This window comes from Plantibacter auratus, assembly GCF_050587365.1.
Classification (GTDB): domain Bacteria; phylum Actinomycetota; class Actinomycetes; order Actinomycetales; family Microbacteriaceae; genus Plantibacter; species Plantibacter auratus.
In genome coordinates this window covers 988901-1004712 of record NZ_JBOBFV010000001.1, presented here as the reverse complement: position 1 = coordinate 1004712, position 15812 = coordinate 988901, and the positions used below count along the sequence as shown (strand labels likewise).

General features: G+C 69.8%; 12 protein-coding genes and 1 tRNA gene. 8 read left to right on the top strand and 5 right to left on the bottom strand.

Annotation, left to right across the window (positions count from 1 at the left end):
- Window positions 1-111: 111 nt before the first annotated feature.
- Complete coding sequence (locus tag ACQ3HE_RS04670) at window positions 112-606, bottom strand: MarR family winged helix-turn-helix transcriptional regulator (RefSeq protein WP_064296482.1); 495 nt, start codon at window positions 604-606, stop codon at window positions 112-114.
- 113 nt (window positions 607-719) lie between these two features.
- Between ACQ3HE_RS04670 and ACQ3HE_RS04665 the strand changes: the two genes are divergently transcribed.
- The 3 genes from ACQ3HE_RS04665 (at window position 720) to ACQ3HE_RS04655 (ending at window position 3333) form a co-directional block, all read left to right on the top strand.
- A tRNA-Gln gene (locus ACQ3HE_RS04665) sits at window positions 720-791 on the top strand.
- Between the two features lie 47 nt (window positions 792-838).
- Window positions 839-2320, top strand: coding sequence for a bifunctional UDP-N-acetylglucosamine diphosphorylase/glucosamine-1-phosphate N-acetyltransferase GlmU (glmU, locus tag ACQ3HE_RS04660; protein ID WP_124768955.1), 1482 nt, complete (start codon window positions 839-841; stop codon window positions 2318-2320).
- A 35-nt stretch (window positions 2321-2355) separates the two neighbouring features.
- Window positions 2356-3333, top strand: a complete 978-nt coding sequence (locus tag ACQ3HE_RS04655; protein ID WP_430891502.1) for a ribose-phosphate diphosphokinase — start codon at window positions 2356-2358, stop codon at window positions 3331-3333.
- Between the two features lie 76 nt (window positions 3334-3409).
- Here ACQ3HE_RS04655 and gndA read toward each other — a convergent pair whose 3' ends face one another.
- Window positions 3410-4870: an NADP-dependent phosphogluconate dehydrogenase gene (gene gndA / locus ACQ3HE_RS04650; RefSeq protein WP_079001993.1), complete on the bottom strand. Its 1461-nt coding sequence runs from the start codon at window positions 4868-4870 to the stop codon at window positions 3410-3412.
- Window positions 4871-5136: 266 nt separating this feature from the next.
- Between gndA and ACQ3HE_RS04645 the strand changes: the two genes are divergently transcribed.
- The 3 genes from ACQ3HE_RS04645 (at window position 5137) to pth (ending at window position 7133) form a co-directional block, all read left to right on the top strand.
- Window positions 5137-5640, top strand: a complete 504-nt coding sequence (locus ACQ3HE_RS04645; protein ID WP_229938709.1) for a gluconokinase — start codon at window positions 5137-5139, stop codon at window positions 5638-5640.
- A gap of 174 nt (window positions 5641-5814) precedes the next feature.
- On the top strand, window positions 5815-6423 hold the full coding sequence (locus ACQ3HE_RS04640) for a 50S ribosomal protein L25/general stress protein Ctc (protein ID WP_079705465.1): 609 nt from the start codon (window positions 5815-5817) through the stop codon (window positions 6421-6423).
- A 128-nt stretch (window positions 6424-6551) separates the two neighbouring features.
- Window positions 6552-7133, top strand: a complete 582-nt coding sequence (pth, locus tag ACQ3HE_RS04635) for an aminoacyl-tRNA hydrolase (protein WP_159878155.1) — start codon at window positions 6552-6554, stop codon at window positions 7131-7133.
- Between the two features lie 7 nt (window positions 7134-7140).
- Here pth and ACQ3HE_RS04630 read toward each other — a convergent pair whose 3' ends face one another.
- The 3 genes from ACQ3HE_RS04630 to folP form a co-directional block, all read right to left on the bottom strand.
- Complete coding sequence (locus tag ACQ3HE_RS04630; RefSeq protein WP_430891500.1) at window positions 7141-9216, bottom strand: DUF7933 domain-containing protein; 2076 nt, start codon at window positions 9214-9216, stop codon at window positions 7141-7143.
- 94 nt (window positions 9217-9310) lie between these two features.
- Window positions 9311-10063: a pyrimidine reductase family protein gene (locus ACQ3HE_RS04625; protein WP_430891498.1), complete on the bottom strand. Its 753-nt coding sequence runs from the start codon at window positions 10061-10063 to the stop codon at window positions 9311-9313.
- A gap of 22 nt (window positions 10064-10085) precedes the next feature.
- A complete protein-coding gene (folP, locus tag ACQ3HE_RS04620) occupies window positions 10086-11018 on the bottom strand; it encodes a dihydropteroate synthase (protein WP_159878161.1) in 933 nt (310 codons plus the stop codon).
- 124 nt (window positions 11019-11142) lie between these two features.
- Between folP and mfd the strand changes: the two genes are divergently transcribed.
- Both mfd and ACQ3HE_RS04610 read left to right on the top strand, forming a co-directional pair.
- Window positions 11143-14754: a transcription-repair coupling factor gene (mfd, locus tag ACQ3HE_RS04615; protein WP_430891496.1), complete on the top strand. Its 3612-nt coding sequence runs from the start codon at window positions 11143-11145 to the stop codon at window positions 14752-14754.
- 86 nt (window positions 14755-14840) lie between these two features.
- On the top strand, window positions 14841-15785 hold the full coding sequence (locus ACQ3HE_RS04610; protein ID WP_430891494.1) for an alpha/beta fold hydrolase: 945 nt from the start codon (window positions 14841-14843) through the stop codon (window positions 15783-15785).
- Window positions 15786-15812: the final 27 nt, after the last annotated feature.

Below are 15812 nucleotides of genomic sequence, written 5' to 3'. Positions count from 1 at the left end.
CCCCCAGGTCCGGTCCCTGAACCACCCCACCCGGTCCCTGAGCCACCCCACCCGGTCCCTGAGCTTGTCGAAGGGCGCACGTCGACAGGCTCAGTGACCGGGCGTGTTCCGCTAGTCGAAGTCGAGGCTGAGCTTCCGCAGCAGGACGGTCAGTCGGGCCTGTTCGGTCGAGCTCAGCCCGTCGAGCAGGTCCGCCTCGGCGTCGACGAGGCGCGTGATGGCCGCGTCGACCGTGTTGAGTCCCGCGTTCGTCATCTGCACGAGGATGCCGCGGCCGTCGTTGGGGTCGCCCTGGCGTTCGACGAGTCCGCGCTCGACGAGGCGGTCGATGCGGTTCGTCATTGTGCCGCTCGAGACGAGCGTCTGGAGCAGCAGGGCCTTCGGACTCAGCCGATAGGGGGAGCCGGCGCGACGGAGCGCCGCGAGGACGTCGAACTCCCACGGCTCCAGGTTCGACCGGGTGAAGGCTGCCCGACGCGCACGGTCGAGGTGGCGTGACAGCCGTGCGACACGGGAGAGGATCTGGAGGGGCGAGAAGTCGAGGTCCGGGCGCTCGCGGTTCCAAGCGTCGACGATCCGGTCGACCTCATCGGTGCTAGCTGGCATCCCACCATTATCGAGGCACGGAAGCCGGTCGGCCTGAATCGGGCGACGGGTGCTGAATCGATGGTCGCCATCCATGGCAGAATTGACCACGCTGCCCGGCCTCCGGGTGGTGGTCCGCCATAGTGTAACGGCAGCACGGCAGCCTTTGGAGCTGTTCGGTCCAGGTTCGAATCCTGGTGGCGGAGCGACCGATCACCGACCGGGCGAGTGCCCGGACCGAGGGGGAGCACACGTGACCGACGACCGTCTGGCCATCATCATCCTGGCTGCTGGCCAGGGAACCCGCATGAAGTCGGCGCTGCCGAAACTCCTGCACCCGCTCGGCGGCGTGCCGATCGTCGGCCACGTGCTGGCGACCGCCCGCTCGCTCGACGCCGGGCACGTCATCGCCGTGGTCCGCCACGAGCGCGACCGCCTCGTCGAGGCCATCGAGTCGGAGCTCCCCGGTGCGACCATCGTCGACCAGGACGAGGTGCCCGGCACCGGTCGCGCGGTGGAGCAGGCGCTCCTGGCGCTGCCCGACGACTTCGACGGCGACGTCCTCGTGGTCAACGGCGACGTCCCGTTGCTGAACGCCGCCACGCTCACCACGCTCATCGAACGCCACCGCAACCACGACGTCGCGGCGACGATCCTCTCGGCCATGCCCGACGACGCGACCGGGTACGGACGCATCATCCGCACCGAGGCCGGGGCACTCGACTACATCGTCGAGCAGAAGGACGCGACCGACGCCGAGCGAGCCGTCAACGAGATCAACGCCGGGGTCTACCTCTTCGGCGTGAGCCAGCTCCGCGACGCGCTCGCCGAGGTCACCACCGACAACGCCCAGGGGGAGAAGTACCTCACGGACGTCATCGGCCTCCTGCGGCGCGCGGGCTCCGAGGTATCGGCGCTCCCGGTGAGCGACTCCTGGCTGGTCGAGGGCATCAACGACCGCGCCCAGCTGAGTGCCGCCGCGGCCAAGCTGAACGCCCTCCTCGTGCGCGCCTGGCAGCTCGCCGGCGTGACCGTCCAGGACCCGGCCACGACGTGGATCGACATCAAGGCGCGGCTGCACGCCGACGTCACTCTGCTTCCCGGGACGCAGATCCTCGGCGCGACGGTCGTCGAGTCCGGTGCGACGATCGGTCCGGACACGACGCTCATCGACACCGAGGTCGGCGCTGGTGCGCGCGTCCGCCGCACGGACGCGACGCTGTCGGTCATCGGTGCCGGCGCCGAGGTCGGGCCGTTCGCCTACCTGCGACCCGGCACGGTGCTCGGCGAGCGCGGCAAGATCGGCACCTTCGTGGAGACGAAGAACGCGCAGATCGGTGAGGGCAGCAAGGTCCCGCACCTCAGTTACATCGGCGACACCGAGATCGGCGTCGAGTCGAACGTCGGTGCCGGCACGATCACCTCGAACTACGACGGTGTGCACAAGCACCGCACGACCATCGGATCGCACGTCCGCACCGGCGCGCACAACACGCTCGTCGCCCCGGTCAGCGTCGGCGACGGCGCATACTCCGGTGCCGGCACCGTCATCCGCAAGGACGTCCCGGCAGGGGCGCTCGCGTTGACGGTCGCGCAGCAGCGCAACGTCGAGGGCTGGGTCGAGCAGAAGCGCCCGGGTACGGCGGCTGCGACGGCTGCCGGCGCTGCCTCGGCGGCACCGACCGTGGATGCCGTGTCGGACGACACGGCTGCGGCTGGTAACGTCGACTCGTGAGTGAGGCCGGAGGATTCCGGCAGAAGGCAGGGTCTGTGTCAGGCATCACGGCGGACAACAAGAAGCAGCTGGTTCTCGTCTCCGGACGAGCCCACCCGGAACTCGCCGAGGCGATCGCGGCGGAGCTCGACTCCGAGCTCCTCCCCACCGATGCCAGGACCTTCGCCAACGGCGAGATCTACGCCCGGTACGACGAGAGCATCCGCGGCACGGACGTCTTCGTCATCCAGTCGCACACCGCTCCGATCAACGAGTGGCTCATGGAGCAGCTCATCATGGTCGACGCGGCCAAGCGGGCGAGCGCCAAGCGCATCACCGTGGTCGCCCCGTTCTACCCCTACGCGCGCCAAGACAAGAAGGGACGCGGACGCGAGCCCATCTCGGCCCGCCTCGTCGCCGACCTCTTCAAGGCCGCCGGCGCCGACCGCATCATGTCGGTCGACCTCCACGCCGCGCAGATCCAGGGCTTCTTCGACGGTCCCGTCGACCACCTCTTCGCGATGCCGGTCCTCCTCGAGCACTTCCGTGCCAAGCTCGACGCGTCGACGCTGACGGTCGTCTCGCCCGACATGGGCCGCGTCCGTGTGGCCGACATCTGGAGCGACAAGCTCGGTGCGCCGCTCGCCATCATCCACAAGCGCCGCGACCCGCTGGTCCCCAACCAGGTCAGCGTCCACGAGATCGTCGGCCAGGTCGAGGGCCGGGTCTGCCTGCTCGTCGACGACCTGATCGACACCGGACGCACGATCGTCAAGGCGGCCGAGGCGCTCAAGAACGCCGGCGCCATCGGCGTCGTCGTCGCGGCCACCCACGCGGTGTTCTCCGACCCGGCGGTCGAGCTCCTGCAGAGCGACGCCATCGACTCCGTCGTCGTCACCGACACGCTGCCGGTCGACGAGGCCAAGCGTTTCGACAAGCTGACCGTCCTCTCGATCGCGCCGTTCATCGCCCGCGCGATCCACGAGGTCTTCGACGACGGCTCCGTGACGAGCATGTTCGACGGCGCCGCGTAATCCCGTCACCCTCCGCTGGTACGCAGAACGCCCGGTCCGAACTCGGACCGGGCGTTCTGCGTCTGCAGGCCGTGGGCTAGTGGCTCGAGCCCGCCTGCTCGACCTCGCTGCGGTCGCCCGACCAGAGGGTGTGGAACGTGCCGTCGAGGTCGACGCGCTTGTAGGTGTGCGCGCCGAAGAAGTCGCGCTGGCCCTGGACGAGCGCTGCGGGCAGACGCTCGGCGCGGAGGCCGTCGTAGTACGACAGCGACGACGAGAACGCCGGTGAGGGGATGCCGGCCTGAGCGGCTGCGACGACCACGCGGCGCCAGCTGTCCTGCGCCTCAGCGACGGCGTCGCTGAAGTAGGGCGCCGTCACGAGGGCGACCAGCTCGGGGTTCTCCTCGTAGGCCTCGGTGATGCGGTTGAGGAACTGTGCACGGATGATGCAGCCGCCGCGCCAGATCTTCGCGATCTCGCCCTTCTTGATGTCCCAGCCGTATTGCTCGGCACCGGCGACGATCTCGTCGAAGCCCTGCGAGTAGGCGATGATCTTCGACGCGTAGAGCGCCTGGCGCACGTCCTCGACGAACTGGTCGGGGTCGGCGACGGTCCACTCCTCGGACGGGCCCGCGAGCTCGCGGGCCGCTGCGCGCTGCGCCGGCTTCGACGACAGCGAACGGGCGAACACGGCCTCCGCGATGCCCGACACCGGGATGCCGAGGTCGAGTGCCGTCTGCACGGTCCACGCGCCGGTGCCCTTGGCGCCGGCCTGGTCGAGGATGACGTCGACGAGCGGCTGCCCCGTCTTCGCGTCGACCTGCTTGAGGACCTCGGCGGTGATCTCGATCAGGTAGCTCTCGAGCGTGCCGCGGTTCCACTCGGCGAAGATCTCCGCGATCTCGGCCGGCGACTTGCCGGTGCCGCGACGGATGAGGTCGTAGGCCTCGGCGATGAGCTGCATGTCGGCGTACTCGATGCCGTTGTGGATCATCTTGACGAAGTGGCCGGCGCCGTCGGTGCCGACGTGGGTGACGCAGGGCTCACCCTCGGCGATCGCGGCGATCGACTTGAGGATGGGGCCGAGGGTCTCCCACGCTTCGGCGGAGCCGCCCGGCATGATCGACGGTCCCTTGAGGGCGCCCTCCTCGCCGCCGGAGATACCGGCGCCGACGAAGTTGATGCCGGTCTCGCGGACGGCCTTCTCGCGGCGGATGGTGTCGGTGAAGAGTGCGTTGCCGCCGTCGACGATGATGTCGCCGGGCTCGAAGACCTCGGTGAGCTGCTGGATGACGGCGTCGGTGCCCTTACCCGCCTGCACCATGATGATCGCGGTACGTGGCTTCGAGAGCGACGCGGCGAACTCCTCGATGGTCTTCGACGCGACGAAGCCGGCCTCGGGGTGCTCGCTCACGAGCAGGTCGGTGCGTTCGGGGGAGCGGTTGTACACGGCGACCGTGTTGCCCTCGCGGCTCGCCAGGTTGCGTGCGAGGTTGCTGCCCATGACGGCCAGACCGACGACGCCGATGTTGGCGCGAGCTTCGGCGGTGTTCACCATGTGGTTCTCCTTCAGAGTGGGTGATGCGGGAAGCGTTCCGAGTGCTCAGGAGTCGACGGGGCGGCTGCAGGACAGCGGCGACACCCTCGTCGATCCGGGCACGGCCCGTCCTGCAACCGTAGCAAAGGGAGGTGTCGCTCCACCTCTCAATGACCCAGCGTGCAGGTGAGGTCCGAGCGGACCGTGCGGAGGTGTCCGGTATCGTGCTGTGCGGGTCGGGCGAGCCGGCCGCCCGGTCATCGGCCGGAGACCACAGGGGGTTCCGTGTGAATGCACCGCTCGTCGTCGTCATGGGCGTGTCCGGGTCCGGGAAGAGCACGACCGGGGTGCTGATCGCCGACCGGCTCGGGGTGCCCTTCGTCGACGCCGACGCCCTGCACCCGCTCGAGAACGTGCGGAAGATGGCCGCCGGAACGCCGCTCGAGGACCCCGACCGCTGGCCCTGGCTGGCCCTCGTGGGCAAAGCCCTCGCCGACGCCTCGGACACGGGCCTCGTGATGGCCTGCTCCGCACTCCGACGGGCCTACCGGGAGGCGATCCTCGCGGAGGCGCCCGGGGTGCGGTTCGTGCTCCTGCACGGCTCGCGCGAGGTGCTCGGACGCCGGATGGAGGGCAGGAGCGGTCACTTCATGCCGCCGTCGCTCCTCGACTCGCAGTTCGCGCTCCTCGAAGACCTGGACGCCGACGAACCGGGCTTCGTGGTGGACGTCGACGCCACCGTCGACGAGATCGTGGATGAGGCGGTCGCGGGCCTCAGCGCGGTGCGATAGACTCTCCCACTGAACTTCGGCGAGGGAAGCGGCCCGTGGCAGCTTCCGTGATCGACGCGGTGGTCTGGCTTCCGGCTTTTCCTCACGCAGATACGCGTTCGAGTTGACTCATCCATTCCGCCGCGCATCGTCGCGGCACGACCAACCGGGTGCAAGACCCGTGAGGAGAACATCATGTCCGATGACCTGAAGGTCACCGCGGAACTCCGCGAATCGTTCGGCAAGGGCGCAGCCCGCAAGCTCCGTGCCCTCGGCAAGATCCCGGCCGTGCTCTACGGCCACGGCACCGAGCCCGTGCACGTCTCGCTGCCCGGCCACCAGATGCTGCTCATCCTCCGCAAGTCCAACGCGGTGCTCGAGCTCGACATCGCCGGCAAGGGCCAGCTCGCGCTGGTCAAGGACGTCCAGAAGGACCCCGTGCGCCAGATCATCGAGCACCTCGACCTCATCGTGGTCAAGAAGGGCGAGAAGGTCCAGGTCGACATCCCCGTGACCATCGAGGGCGAGTCCGCCGCCGGCACCATCCTCAACCAGGACGCCACCACGGTGAGCCTCGAGGTCGAGGCGACCCACATCCCCGAGCGCGTCACCGTCAGCGTCGAGGGCCTCGAAGAGGGCGCCCAGATCCTGGCCGGCGACCTCGAGCTCCCGAAGGGCGCTTCGCTCATCACCGAGGCCGACGTCCTCATCGTGGCGATCACCGTCCCGGCCGCTCCGGCGGACGAGGAGACGGAGGCCGCTGAGGCCGCCGCCGAGGAGACCGCAGCCGAGGCCGCGGAGTAGTCACCACTCCAGCAGACGAACCTGTCGCCCGCCCGCCCCGATAGTCTCGGTGCATGGCAGGCGGCAGGTTCGCTCGGTTTCTGGCCGGTCTCACCGGTCGAGCCGAGGCGTCCGATCAGGAAGGCAGCATGGCTGCAGACACGTGGCTCATCGTCGGGCTCGGGAACCCGGGCGAGCAGTATGCCCGCAACCGGCACAACGTCGGGCAGATGGTCCTCGACGAGCTCGCGAAGCGCATCGGCGGAACCTTCAAGACCCACAAGGGCAACGCGCGCGTGGCCGAGGGGCGGCTCGTGCCGGGCGGCCCGAAGCTCGTCCTCGGCAAGCCCAACAGCTACATGAACCTCTCCGGCGGCCCCACCGCAGCGCTCGCCCAGTTCTTCTCCGTCGACCCCGACCACGTCATCGCCGTCCACGACGAGCTCGACATCCCGTTCGACTCGATCAAGCTCAAGCAGGGCGGCGGGCACGGTGGGCACAACGGCATCCGCGACATCGCCTCAGCGCTGAAGACCCCGGAGTTCCTGCGCGTCCGCGTCGGTATCGGGAGGCCGCCGGGTCGTCAGGACGCCGCCGACTTCGTCCTCAAGGACTTCGCGGGAACCGAGCGGGAGCAGCTTCCCTTGCTGGTCTCCGACGCGGCCGATGCGGTCGAGCTCCTCGTGAACGAGGGCCTGCTGGCTGCACAGACCCGCTTCCACGGCGCCTGACGCCCGCTCAGCCGCGCGGTGAGCGGACGCGTCGGCCCTGGCGCGTGCCGGCGCCGACGAGCACCGCGCCCACCAGGAGCAGTCCGCTGATGAGCAGCGCGATGGAGAGCGGGACCTCGGCTCCCGTCCGGACCAACGGCGCCTGCGGTTCGAGTGGCGCGACCCTCCACACGATGCCGAGCGAGGTGTGCAGCGCCCCCGTCGAGACGCGGGGTGCGTCCGGGAGTGGCAGACGACCGGTGTCGGCTCGGTCAGACGCGCGCGAGTACCCGGTCAGGACCGCCTCGAACGTGTGGGCGAACGAGCCGTCGTCGATCGCCTTCGGTGTCAGGACGAGCGGCTCGGTGCTGGTGCAGACCGTCGAGGCACCAGGCTCGATGAGCTCGCTGCTGCAGGTGAGGCGGGTGTCCGGTGTCTCCGCGAGGGTGATGCCGCCCAGCGCGTTCTCGCCGGTGTTGGTGACCGTCGCGATGACGCGCAAGCGGTCACCGGGGTCGGCCGCGACGGTCTCGCCCCCGACCGGAACCCACGATCCGTCGGCACCCTGGATCTCGAGGCGGACGGTGCCCTCCACGGCCAGCGCGGGGACGATCACGCGGTAGGTGGTCTCGTCCGTGCTGCTGAGCCCCGCGGCGGTCTGCTCCACGCGCACGACCGCCTCGCCGGACTCGACGACCTCGGAGCTCGCGCAACTCCACCGGCCGGCCGGGTCCACGGTGGTCTCACACCGGGTGTGGCTCTCGCCGTCGCGCACGGTGATGCCGGCGCCCGGCTCGCCTGTTCCGGTGGAGATCGGTCGTGAGGACTCGACGAGGGCGCCCGATGCCGGGCTCTCGATCGCGACCCGGTCGATGGCGGTCAGGGCGGGCTGTGAGCCGAGGTCGAGCCCACGGACGGCGTCTCCCGCCACGGTGACGGTCAGCGCGCCGCGAGCGACCGGTGTTGCGTCGACCTCGATCGTGCAGGACTCCTCGCCCGCCGCGAGGTCGCCGGTGAACGTGATGTCGGCCCCGGACGCCGGAGCGGTCACCTCCGCCGAGCAGCTCGTGGTCACTCGCGGATCGGTGGCGACCGCGAGTCCACCGTGCAAGGCCGTCTGCACGGACCAACCGGCCTTCGCGGCGAGTTCCGGGGTGTTGCGCACGACGAAGCGGAGACGCATCGTGTCCCCGACGAAGGCGGTGTCCTGCGACAGCTCGACATCGAGGGTCGGGGTCACGTCGATGATGCTCAGATCGTCGAAGGCGTGGTCGTTGCCCGATCCGCCGCCGTGATCGTTGCGCATCACGACACCGATCGGACCGTCGTCCATGAGGATGGAGGAGTCCGCCGCGAAATGGCCGGCATGGACGGCGTATCCCACAGCGGTGTGGTCGGAAGCACGGTCGTCGTTGCACGGGTCGATGGCGGCGTCCGAGACCGGCCGCTCAGCACCGTCCTCCGTCCGCAGGGAGAATCGAAGCGCCGGGGAGATCGCATCGCCGCAGTTCGTGGCGGCCGCATTCACCGTGGCCGTGAGGAAGCGGCCGGTCCCGCCGGTCAGCGGGATCGACGTGGTGGTCTCGAGTTCGACGGCGTCGTCCGGGCCGCTCCGCTCCGTGTAGGCCGCCACCGCCGAATTCGTCGCCGGGTCGGTTCCGTTGACGAGACCGAGCACGCCTGCGAGGGCGCGGACCCGCGCATGGTTGCCGGGGAAACCGGAGCAGTCCGACGAGTCCTCCTCGACGTTCGCCGACGAGACGATGAGGCCGTTGCAGGCGGAGCGGTCGGCCCAGAAGTCGTCGGCCTCGAAGCGGGCACCGTCGGCGCCGACGTAGTCGCGGATGGAGGTGCCGCTCCCCGTGTCCGGCGCGCGTTCGAAGCCCTCGAGGAAGACCGCAGGATGTGCCGGTGCCGTCCCGGCGACGGCACTGACGGACCGGACCGGTGCGGACGGCATCGTCATCCTCGTCGCCGTCGCCGTCGCCGTCGCCGGCGACGAGGCGAGTGCGAGGTTGCCGGCTACGGCGACGACGACGGCGAGTGAGGCCGAACCGGCTCGGAAGCGGCGACCGGACGGATGAGTATGGAGCAGAGCGCGCACGCGGGATCCCAACGGTATGGCAGGGGGAGGATCACCACTGTATCAACCGCTGATGTTCTAGATTTCAGTTGAGTGTCGCGTGGCCTGCGACGGCTCAGGCGCGTACGTACCGCGAGATCAGCAGCTCGTCCGAGCGCAGGAGGTGCTGCAACCGCATCGGTCGCGGTGCTTCGGACGCGGGACCCGCGGAGACCCGGACACTCTCCCCGCCGACGAGCGACGGACTGATCGTCAGACAGAGTTCGTCGACGGCGTCAGCGGCGATGAACGAGCCGAAGAGTGCCGGACCACCCTCGCACAGGATCTGCCGCAGGCCGCGGTCGCACAGCGCCTGGACGACACGCGCCGGTTCGACGTGTTCGTCGCCGCACGCCACCACGTCGGCGACCGCCTCGAGCGCCGCGCGCTTCGCGGGGTCGGCGTGGTCGGTCGTCACGACGAGCGGCCGGACCGGCGCCTGGGTGAAGACCTCCGAGCGGAGATCGAGGTCGAGCGAGCCCGACACGATCGCGAACACCGGGTGCAGGGGGAGGTCGTGGTCGTCGCGCCACGCCGCGGCGTCGACGTCGAGCCGCATGGCACCGTAGCCCTCGTCGCGCACGGTTCCGGCACCGACGAGCACGACGTCGGAGAGCCGACGCAGGATGTCGAACACGGTCTTGTCGGCCGGGCCGCCGAGCCCGCCGGAGACGCCGTCGACGGTCGCTCCACCGTCCAGGCTCGTCACGAAGTTCACGCGGACGGTCGTGGCGGAGCGGTCCTCGACGGTGTAGGCCGCCACGAGCTCGTCGACCGACAGCGGTCGGTCCTGCGCGGGGACCAGGCTCGTGATGCTGGGGGTGCTCATGTGACTCCTCGAGGGTTCCGGATCAGACGTTGTGGACGGGCGCCACCGGTGCACGGAAGCCGAGGATCGCCTCGGTCATCCGCACGGCCGCGATCGACTCGGGCACGGCGTGCATCCGCACGATGCGGGCGCCGAGGAGGATGCACGCCGCAGCGGACACCAGGGACCCCTCGAGACGTTCCGACTTCGGGCGGTCGAGGGACTCGCCGATGAAGTCCTTGTTCGACACCGCGGCGAGCGTCGGCAGCCCGAGCGCGGCGATCTCGTCGAACCGTCGGGTGAGTTCGAGCGTCTGCACGGTGTTCTTGTTGAGGTCGTGCCCGGGGTCCACGATGAGCCGTGACTCGGGGACGCCGTGGGAGAGTGCGAGGTCGACGCGGGCCGTCAGGAAGGCGGCGACCTCACCGGCGACGTCGTCGTAGTGGGGGCGGGGATGCGGCTGCCTCGGCCTGGCCAGGCTGTGCGTGATGACGAGCGTGGCCTCGCTCGCGGCGACGACGTCCGCGAGCGCCGGGTCGTGGATCCCCGTGGTGTCGTTGATGACGGAGGCGCCCGCCGCGATGCAGGCCGCCGCCACTTCGGGGCGGAAGGTGTCGACGGAGATGACGACGTCGCTCCGTGCGGCGAGCGCTTCGACGACGGGGAGCACGCGGTCGATCTCCTCGGCGGTGGGGATCTCCGGCCCGGGGGCGAACTTGGCTCCACCGATGTCGACCCAGTCGGCGCCCTGTTCTGCGGCGGTCACGGCGGCGTCGACGGCTCGGTCGAGCGAGAACGTCGCGCCCTGGTCGAAGAAGGAGTCCGGGGTGCGGTTGATGATCGCCATGACCGCGACCTGCTTCGAGAAGTCGAACGTCCGCGCTCCGATCCGGCGGATCGGTTGGCGGATCGGGGGGAGCGGGAAGCCGCCGGTCCGTTCGGGGTGTCGGTCTGACCGGGGCTCCGTGCTCGTCATGGGTCAATCATGACGCGTCCGGCGCGCGAGGATGCCGCGTGACGCGTCGTCCGCAGCCGATTGACAGCGGTGGCCGGTGGGCGATGGGGTCATGGGTGTCGGTGGCTCGGCGTAGGCTGTCCCGGTGACGCTTCAGGGTTTGACTCACGCGCTTCGGCGCGCCGCAACGATCGACGATGCCCTCGCGTACGCGGGCAAGAGCGCGGACTTCTCCGTGATCGACGGGCTGCGTGCACCGCTCCTCGCGGCGCTCATGGACGAGCGCGGTCGGCAGGGTGCCGCCCAGGCGGCCCTCGTCGTCACCGCGACCGGCCGCGACTCCGAGCGGCTCCGCTCCGCGCTCAGCGACCTCATGCCAGAGGCCGAGATCGTCGAGTTCCCGGCCTGGGAGACCCTGCCGCACGAGCGCCTCAGCCCGAGCGCCGAGATCGTCGGCCGACGCCTGGAGGCGCTGCGGCGGCTCGGCGCCTGGACGGGGGAGCGGCCGTTCCTCCTCGTCGCGTCGGTGCGCGCCGCGCTGCAGCCCGTGGCCGACAACCTCACCGAGACCGCTCCGATCGAACTCGTCCAGGGCGGTCGCGGACACGACCTCGCCGCGATCGCGCTGCGACTCGTCGAACTCGCGTACACCCGGGTCGACATGGTGTCGCGGCGTGGTGAGTTCGCGTTGCGCGGTGGCATCCTCGACGTCTTCCCGCCGGTCGCCGACCACCCGTACCGGGTCGAGTTCTTCGGCGACGAGGTCGACGGCATCCGAGCGTTCTCGGTCGCCGACCAGCGATCGCTGCCCGAGCCGGTCGACGCGATCCGCCTGCCGCCGTCCCGGGAGCTGCTCCTCAGCCCGGCCGTCCGGCAGCGCGCCGCGGAGATGCAGCACGAGTTCCCGAGCCTCACCGGGATCCTCGAGAAGATCGCGGAGGGCATCGCGGTGGAGGGCATGGAGTCGCTCTCCCCGGCCCTCGTCGACCGCCTCGTCCCGATCACCCATTACCTGCCGGATGGAGCGGCCATCGCCGTCGTCTCGCCGGAGCGCGTCGTCACGAGGTCGATCAGCCTCGCCGAGACGAACCGCGAGTTCCTCGCCGCCGCATGGAGCGCCGCGACCGTCGGTGCGAACGCGCCGATCGACCTCGCCTCCGGCGACTTCATCTCGCTGGGCGCTCTGAAGGAGTCCGTCACCTTCAGCGCTCCTGGCCAGCCGGCGCCCGACCACCCGTGGTGGACGTTCAGCGGCTTCCGCGCCGGCCCCGACGTCGAGACGCTCCCGGAGCACCTCGAACTCGACGAGCTCCTCACCGTCACGGTCGAAGGCGACACCGTGCCGAGCTTCCACGGCAACGTCGAGGGCGCCATCGAACACGTCGCCGACCGCATCCGCGAGGGGTGGACGGTCATCGTCGCCGCCCGCGGGGTCGGTCTCGTCGAGCGTGCGGCGGACGTCCTCGCCGAGCACGAGATCGCGGCCCGTATGGTCGACGAGCTGCCGGCCGACCCGGAGCCCGGGGTCGCCTACCTGCTGCAGGCCGACGTCGAGGGCGGCTTCGAGCTGGAGACGTCGAAGCTCATGCTGCTCGGCGAGACCGAGTTCTACGGACGCACCGCCGGGTACGACTCGCGCCTGGTCAAGAAGCTCGCCACCCGACGCAAGAACGTCGTCGACCCGATGCAGCTCCGGTCCGGCGACTTCGTCGTGCACCAGACCCACGGCATCGGCAAGTTCGTTGAGATGACCCAGCGCGAGGTCTCGAGCGGTGGACGCAACCCGGTGAAGAGCACCCGCGAGTACCTCGTGCTCGAGTACGCACCCTCCAAGCGCGGCTACCCGGGCGACAAGCTGCTCGTCCCCACGGACCAGCTCGACCTCCTCACCCGCTACGTGGGCGGTGAGGCTCCGCAGCTCAGCAAGATGGGCGGCAGCGACTGGTCGCAGGCGAAGAGCAAGGCGCGCAAGGCCGTCCGCGACATCGCCGTCGAGCTGGTCAAGCTCTATTCGGCGCGCATGGCGTCGAAGGGGCACGCCTTCGGCCCAGACACCCCGTGGCAGCGCGAGCTCGAGGAGGCGTTCCCGTTCGCGGAGACCCCCGACCAGCTGCAGACCATCGACGAGGTCAAGGCCGACATGGAGCGCGAGATCCCGATGGACCGCCTCCTCTCCGGCGACGTGGGGTTCGGGAAGACCGAGGTCGCCGTCCGTGCCGCGTTCAAGGCGGTCCAGGACGGCAAGCAGGTCGCGATGCTCGTGCCGACCACCCTGCTCGTCAAGCAGCATTTCGAGACCTTCCAGGAGCGGTTCGCCGGGTTCCCCGTGCACTTGCGGCCGCTCAGCCGGTTCCAGTCCGACAAGGAGGCGCGGGAGGCGCTCGCCGGACTCGCCGACGGCACGGTCGACGTCATCATCGGGACGCACCGTCTGCTGACCGACAAGGTGCACTTCAAGGACCTCGGCCTCGTCATCATCGATGAGGAGCAGCGGTTCGGTGTCGAGCACAAGGACGCCCTCAAGAAGCTGAAGACGAACGTCGACATCCTGGCGATGAGCGCGACCCCGATCCCGCGCACGCTCGAGATGGCGGTCACCGGCATCCGGGAGATGTCCACCCTCGCGACACCACCGGAGGACCGCCACCCGATCCTGTCCTTCGTCGGTCCGTACAACGGCAAGCAGGTCGGTGCGGCGATCCGGCGCGAGCTCCTGCGCGAGGGCCAGATCTTCTTCGTGCACAACCGGGTCTCGTCCATCAGCCGCGTCGCGGCGGACCTCGCGGAGCTCGTCCCCGAGGCGCGCATCGCCATCGCCCACGGGCAGCTCGGCGAGGCCGCGCTCGAACAGGTCGTGGTCGACTTCTGGGAGCGCCGTTTCGACGTCCTCGTCTGCACGACGATCATCGAGACCGGCCTCGACATCTCGAACGCGAACACGATCATCATCGACCGCGCCGACAAGTACGGCCTGAGCCAGCTGCACCAGCTGCGGGGTCGTGTCGGTCGAGGCCGCGAGCGCGCCTACGCGTACTTCCTCTACGACGAGCACAAGCCGCTCTCCGAGACCGCCCACGACCGGCTCTCGACCATCGCGGCGAACAACGAGCTCGGCAGCGGCATGCAGGTCGCCTTGAAGGACCTCGAGATCCGTGGCGCCGGCAACATGCTCGGGGGCGAGCAGGCCGGCCACATCGCGGGCGTCGGCTTCGACCTCTATCTCCGCATGATCGGCGAGGCCGTGTCCACCTTCCGTGGCGACGTCGCCGAAGGGCAGACCGAGCTGCGGCTCGAACTGCCCGTCGACGCGCACATCCCCGAGGAGTACGTCGACAGCGAGCGGCTGCGGCTGGAGGCCTACCAGAAGCTGTCGGCCGCGTCCGGACCTGCGGCCAAGGACGGCCAGATCGACCTCGTGATCGACGAACTCACCGACCGATACGGCGAGCCGCCGGCGCAGGTGAGCACACTCATCGCCGTGTCGCGGCTCCGTCAGCGTGCGCAGCGCTCGGGACTCAGCGACCTCATCGCCGTCGGACCGAACCTGCGGGTCACGCCCGCCGACCTCCCCGACTCCATCCAGACGCGGCTGCGACGCATGTATCCCGGCGCGAAGTACCTGGCCCAGACGAACACCGTCATCGTGCCGTTGCCGCGCGTCGGCGACGAACCGCTGGCCGACACCGACCTCATCGCCTGGGTGCAGCAGTTCCTGAACGCGATCTACCCGCTGCCGGAGGGCTCGATGTCGTCCTAGCGGGCAGCCGCAGATGGGCCCGCGGGACGACGGTGTCGGTACCCGCGGCCGATCCGACGGCCGTCGTCCATCCCTAGCGTGGAGGGATGAAGAAGTTCCTCCGCATCGTCCTCACCGGGGTCGTGGCGCTCGTCGCGCTCGTGCTCGCCGGGCTCCTCACGACCACCATCGTCAACACCGCCGCGTCGGCTTCCGAGGCAACGCGCATCGAGGAGTACGGGCAGCGGGTCGAGGTCGACGGCAAACGCATGAACGTGTCGGTGACGGGGGAGGGAGACCAGACCATCGTCCTCCTGCCCGGCTTCGGTACCGGTTCGCCCGTGCTCGACTTCTCGCCGCTCGTCGGGGAGCTCTCGTCGTCGTACCGGGTGGTCGTGGTCGAGCCCTTCGGATACGGGCTGAGCGACCAGACCGACGTGCCGCGAACGACCGAGAACATCGTCTCCGAGATCCACGAGGCGGTCGCCGGGCTCGGCATCGACCGGTACGTGTTGATGGGACACTCCATCGCGGGGATCTATGCGTTGGACTACGTCGAGCGGTTCCGCGACGAGGTGACGGCGTTCGTCGGCATCGACAGCAGCGTGCCCGATCAGCCGGGCATGGACGCCGCGCTGCCGGTCGACGCCCTGCGTGCGGCGAAGGCACTCGGCATCACCCGGGTCGTCACGGCGCTGTCGGGCGACCCGTACCCGGATCCGCCGTACGACCAGCACACGCGTGAGCAGCTCGGGATGATCTCGCTGCGCAACACCTCGAGTGCGACGTCGTCGGACGAGATGTCGCGCATCGCGGCGAACTTCCGAGCGGCGAAGGGGAAGACCTTCCCGGCAGACCTCCCGGTGCTGCTCTTCGCCCAGCGCGACAACCCGACGGTGGCGGGGTGGCTGCCGCTCCATGAGGAGCAGGCTGCGAGCGTCGACCGAGGAGAGGTCGTGCCGCTCGACGCCGACCACTACCTGCACCACACGAAGTCCCGCGAGATCGCCGCGGACGTCGACCGCTTCCTCGCGACTCCAGGCGTCGGGTAGCCGGTCGACGGGCCAGGCCGTCGGTCT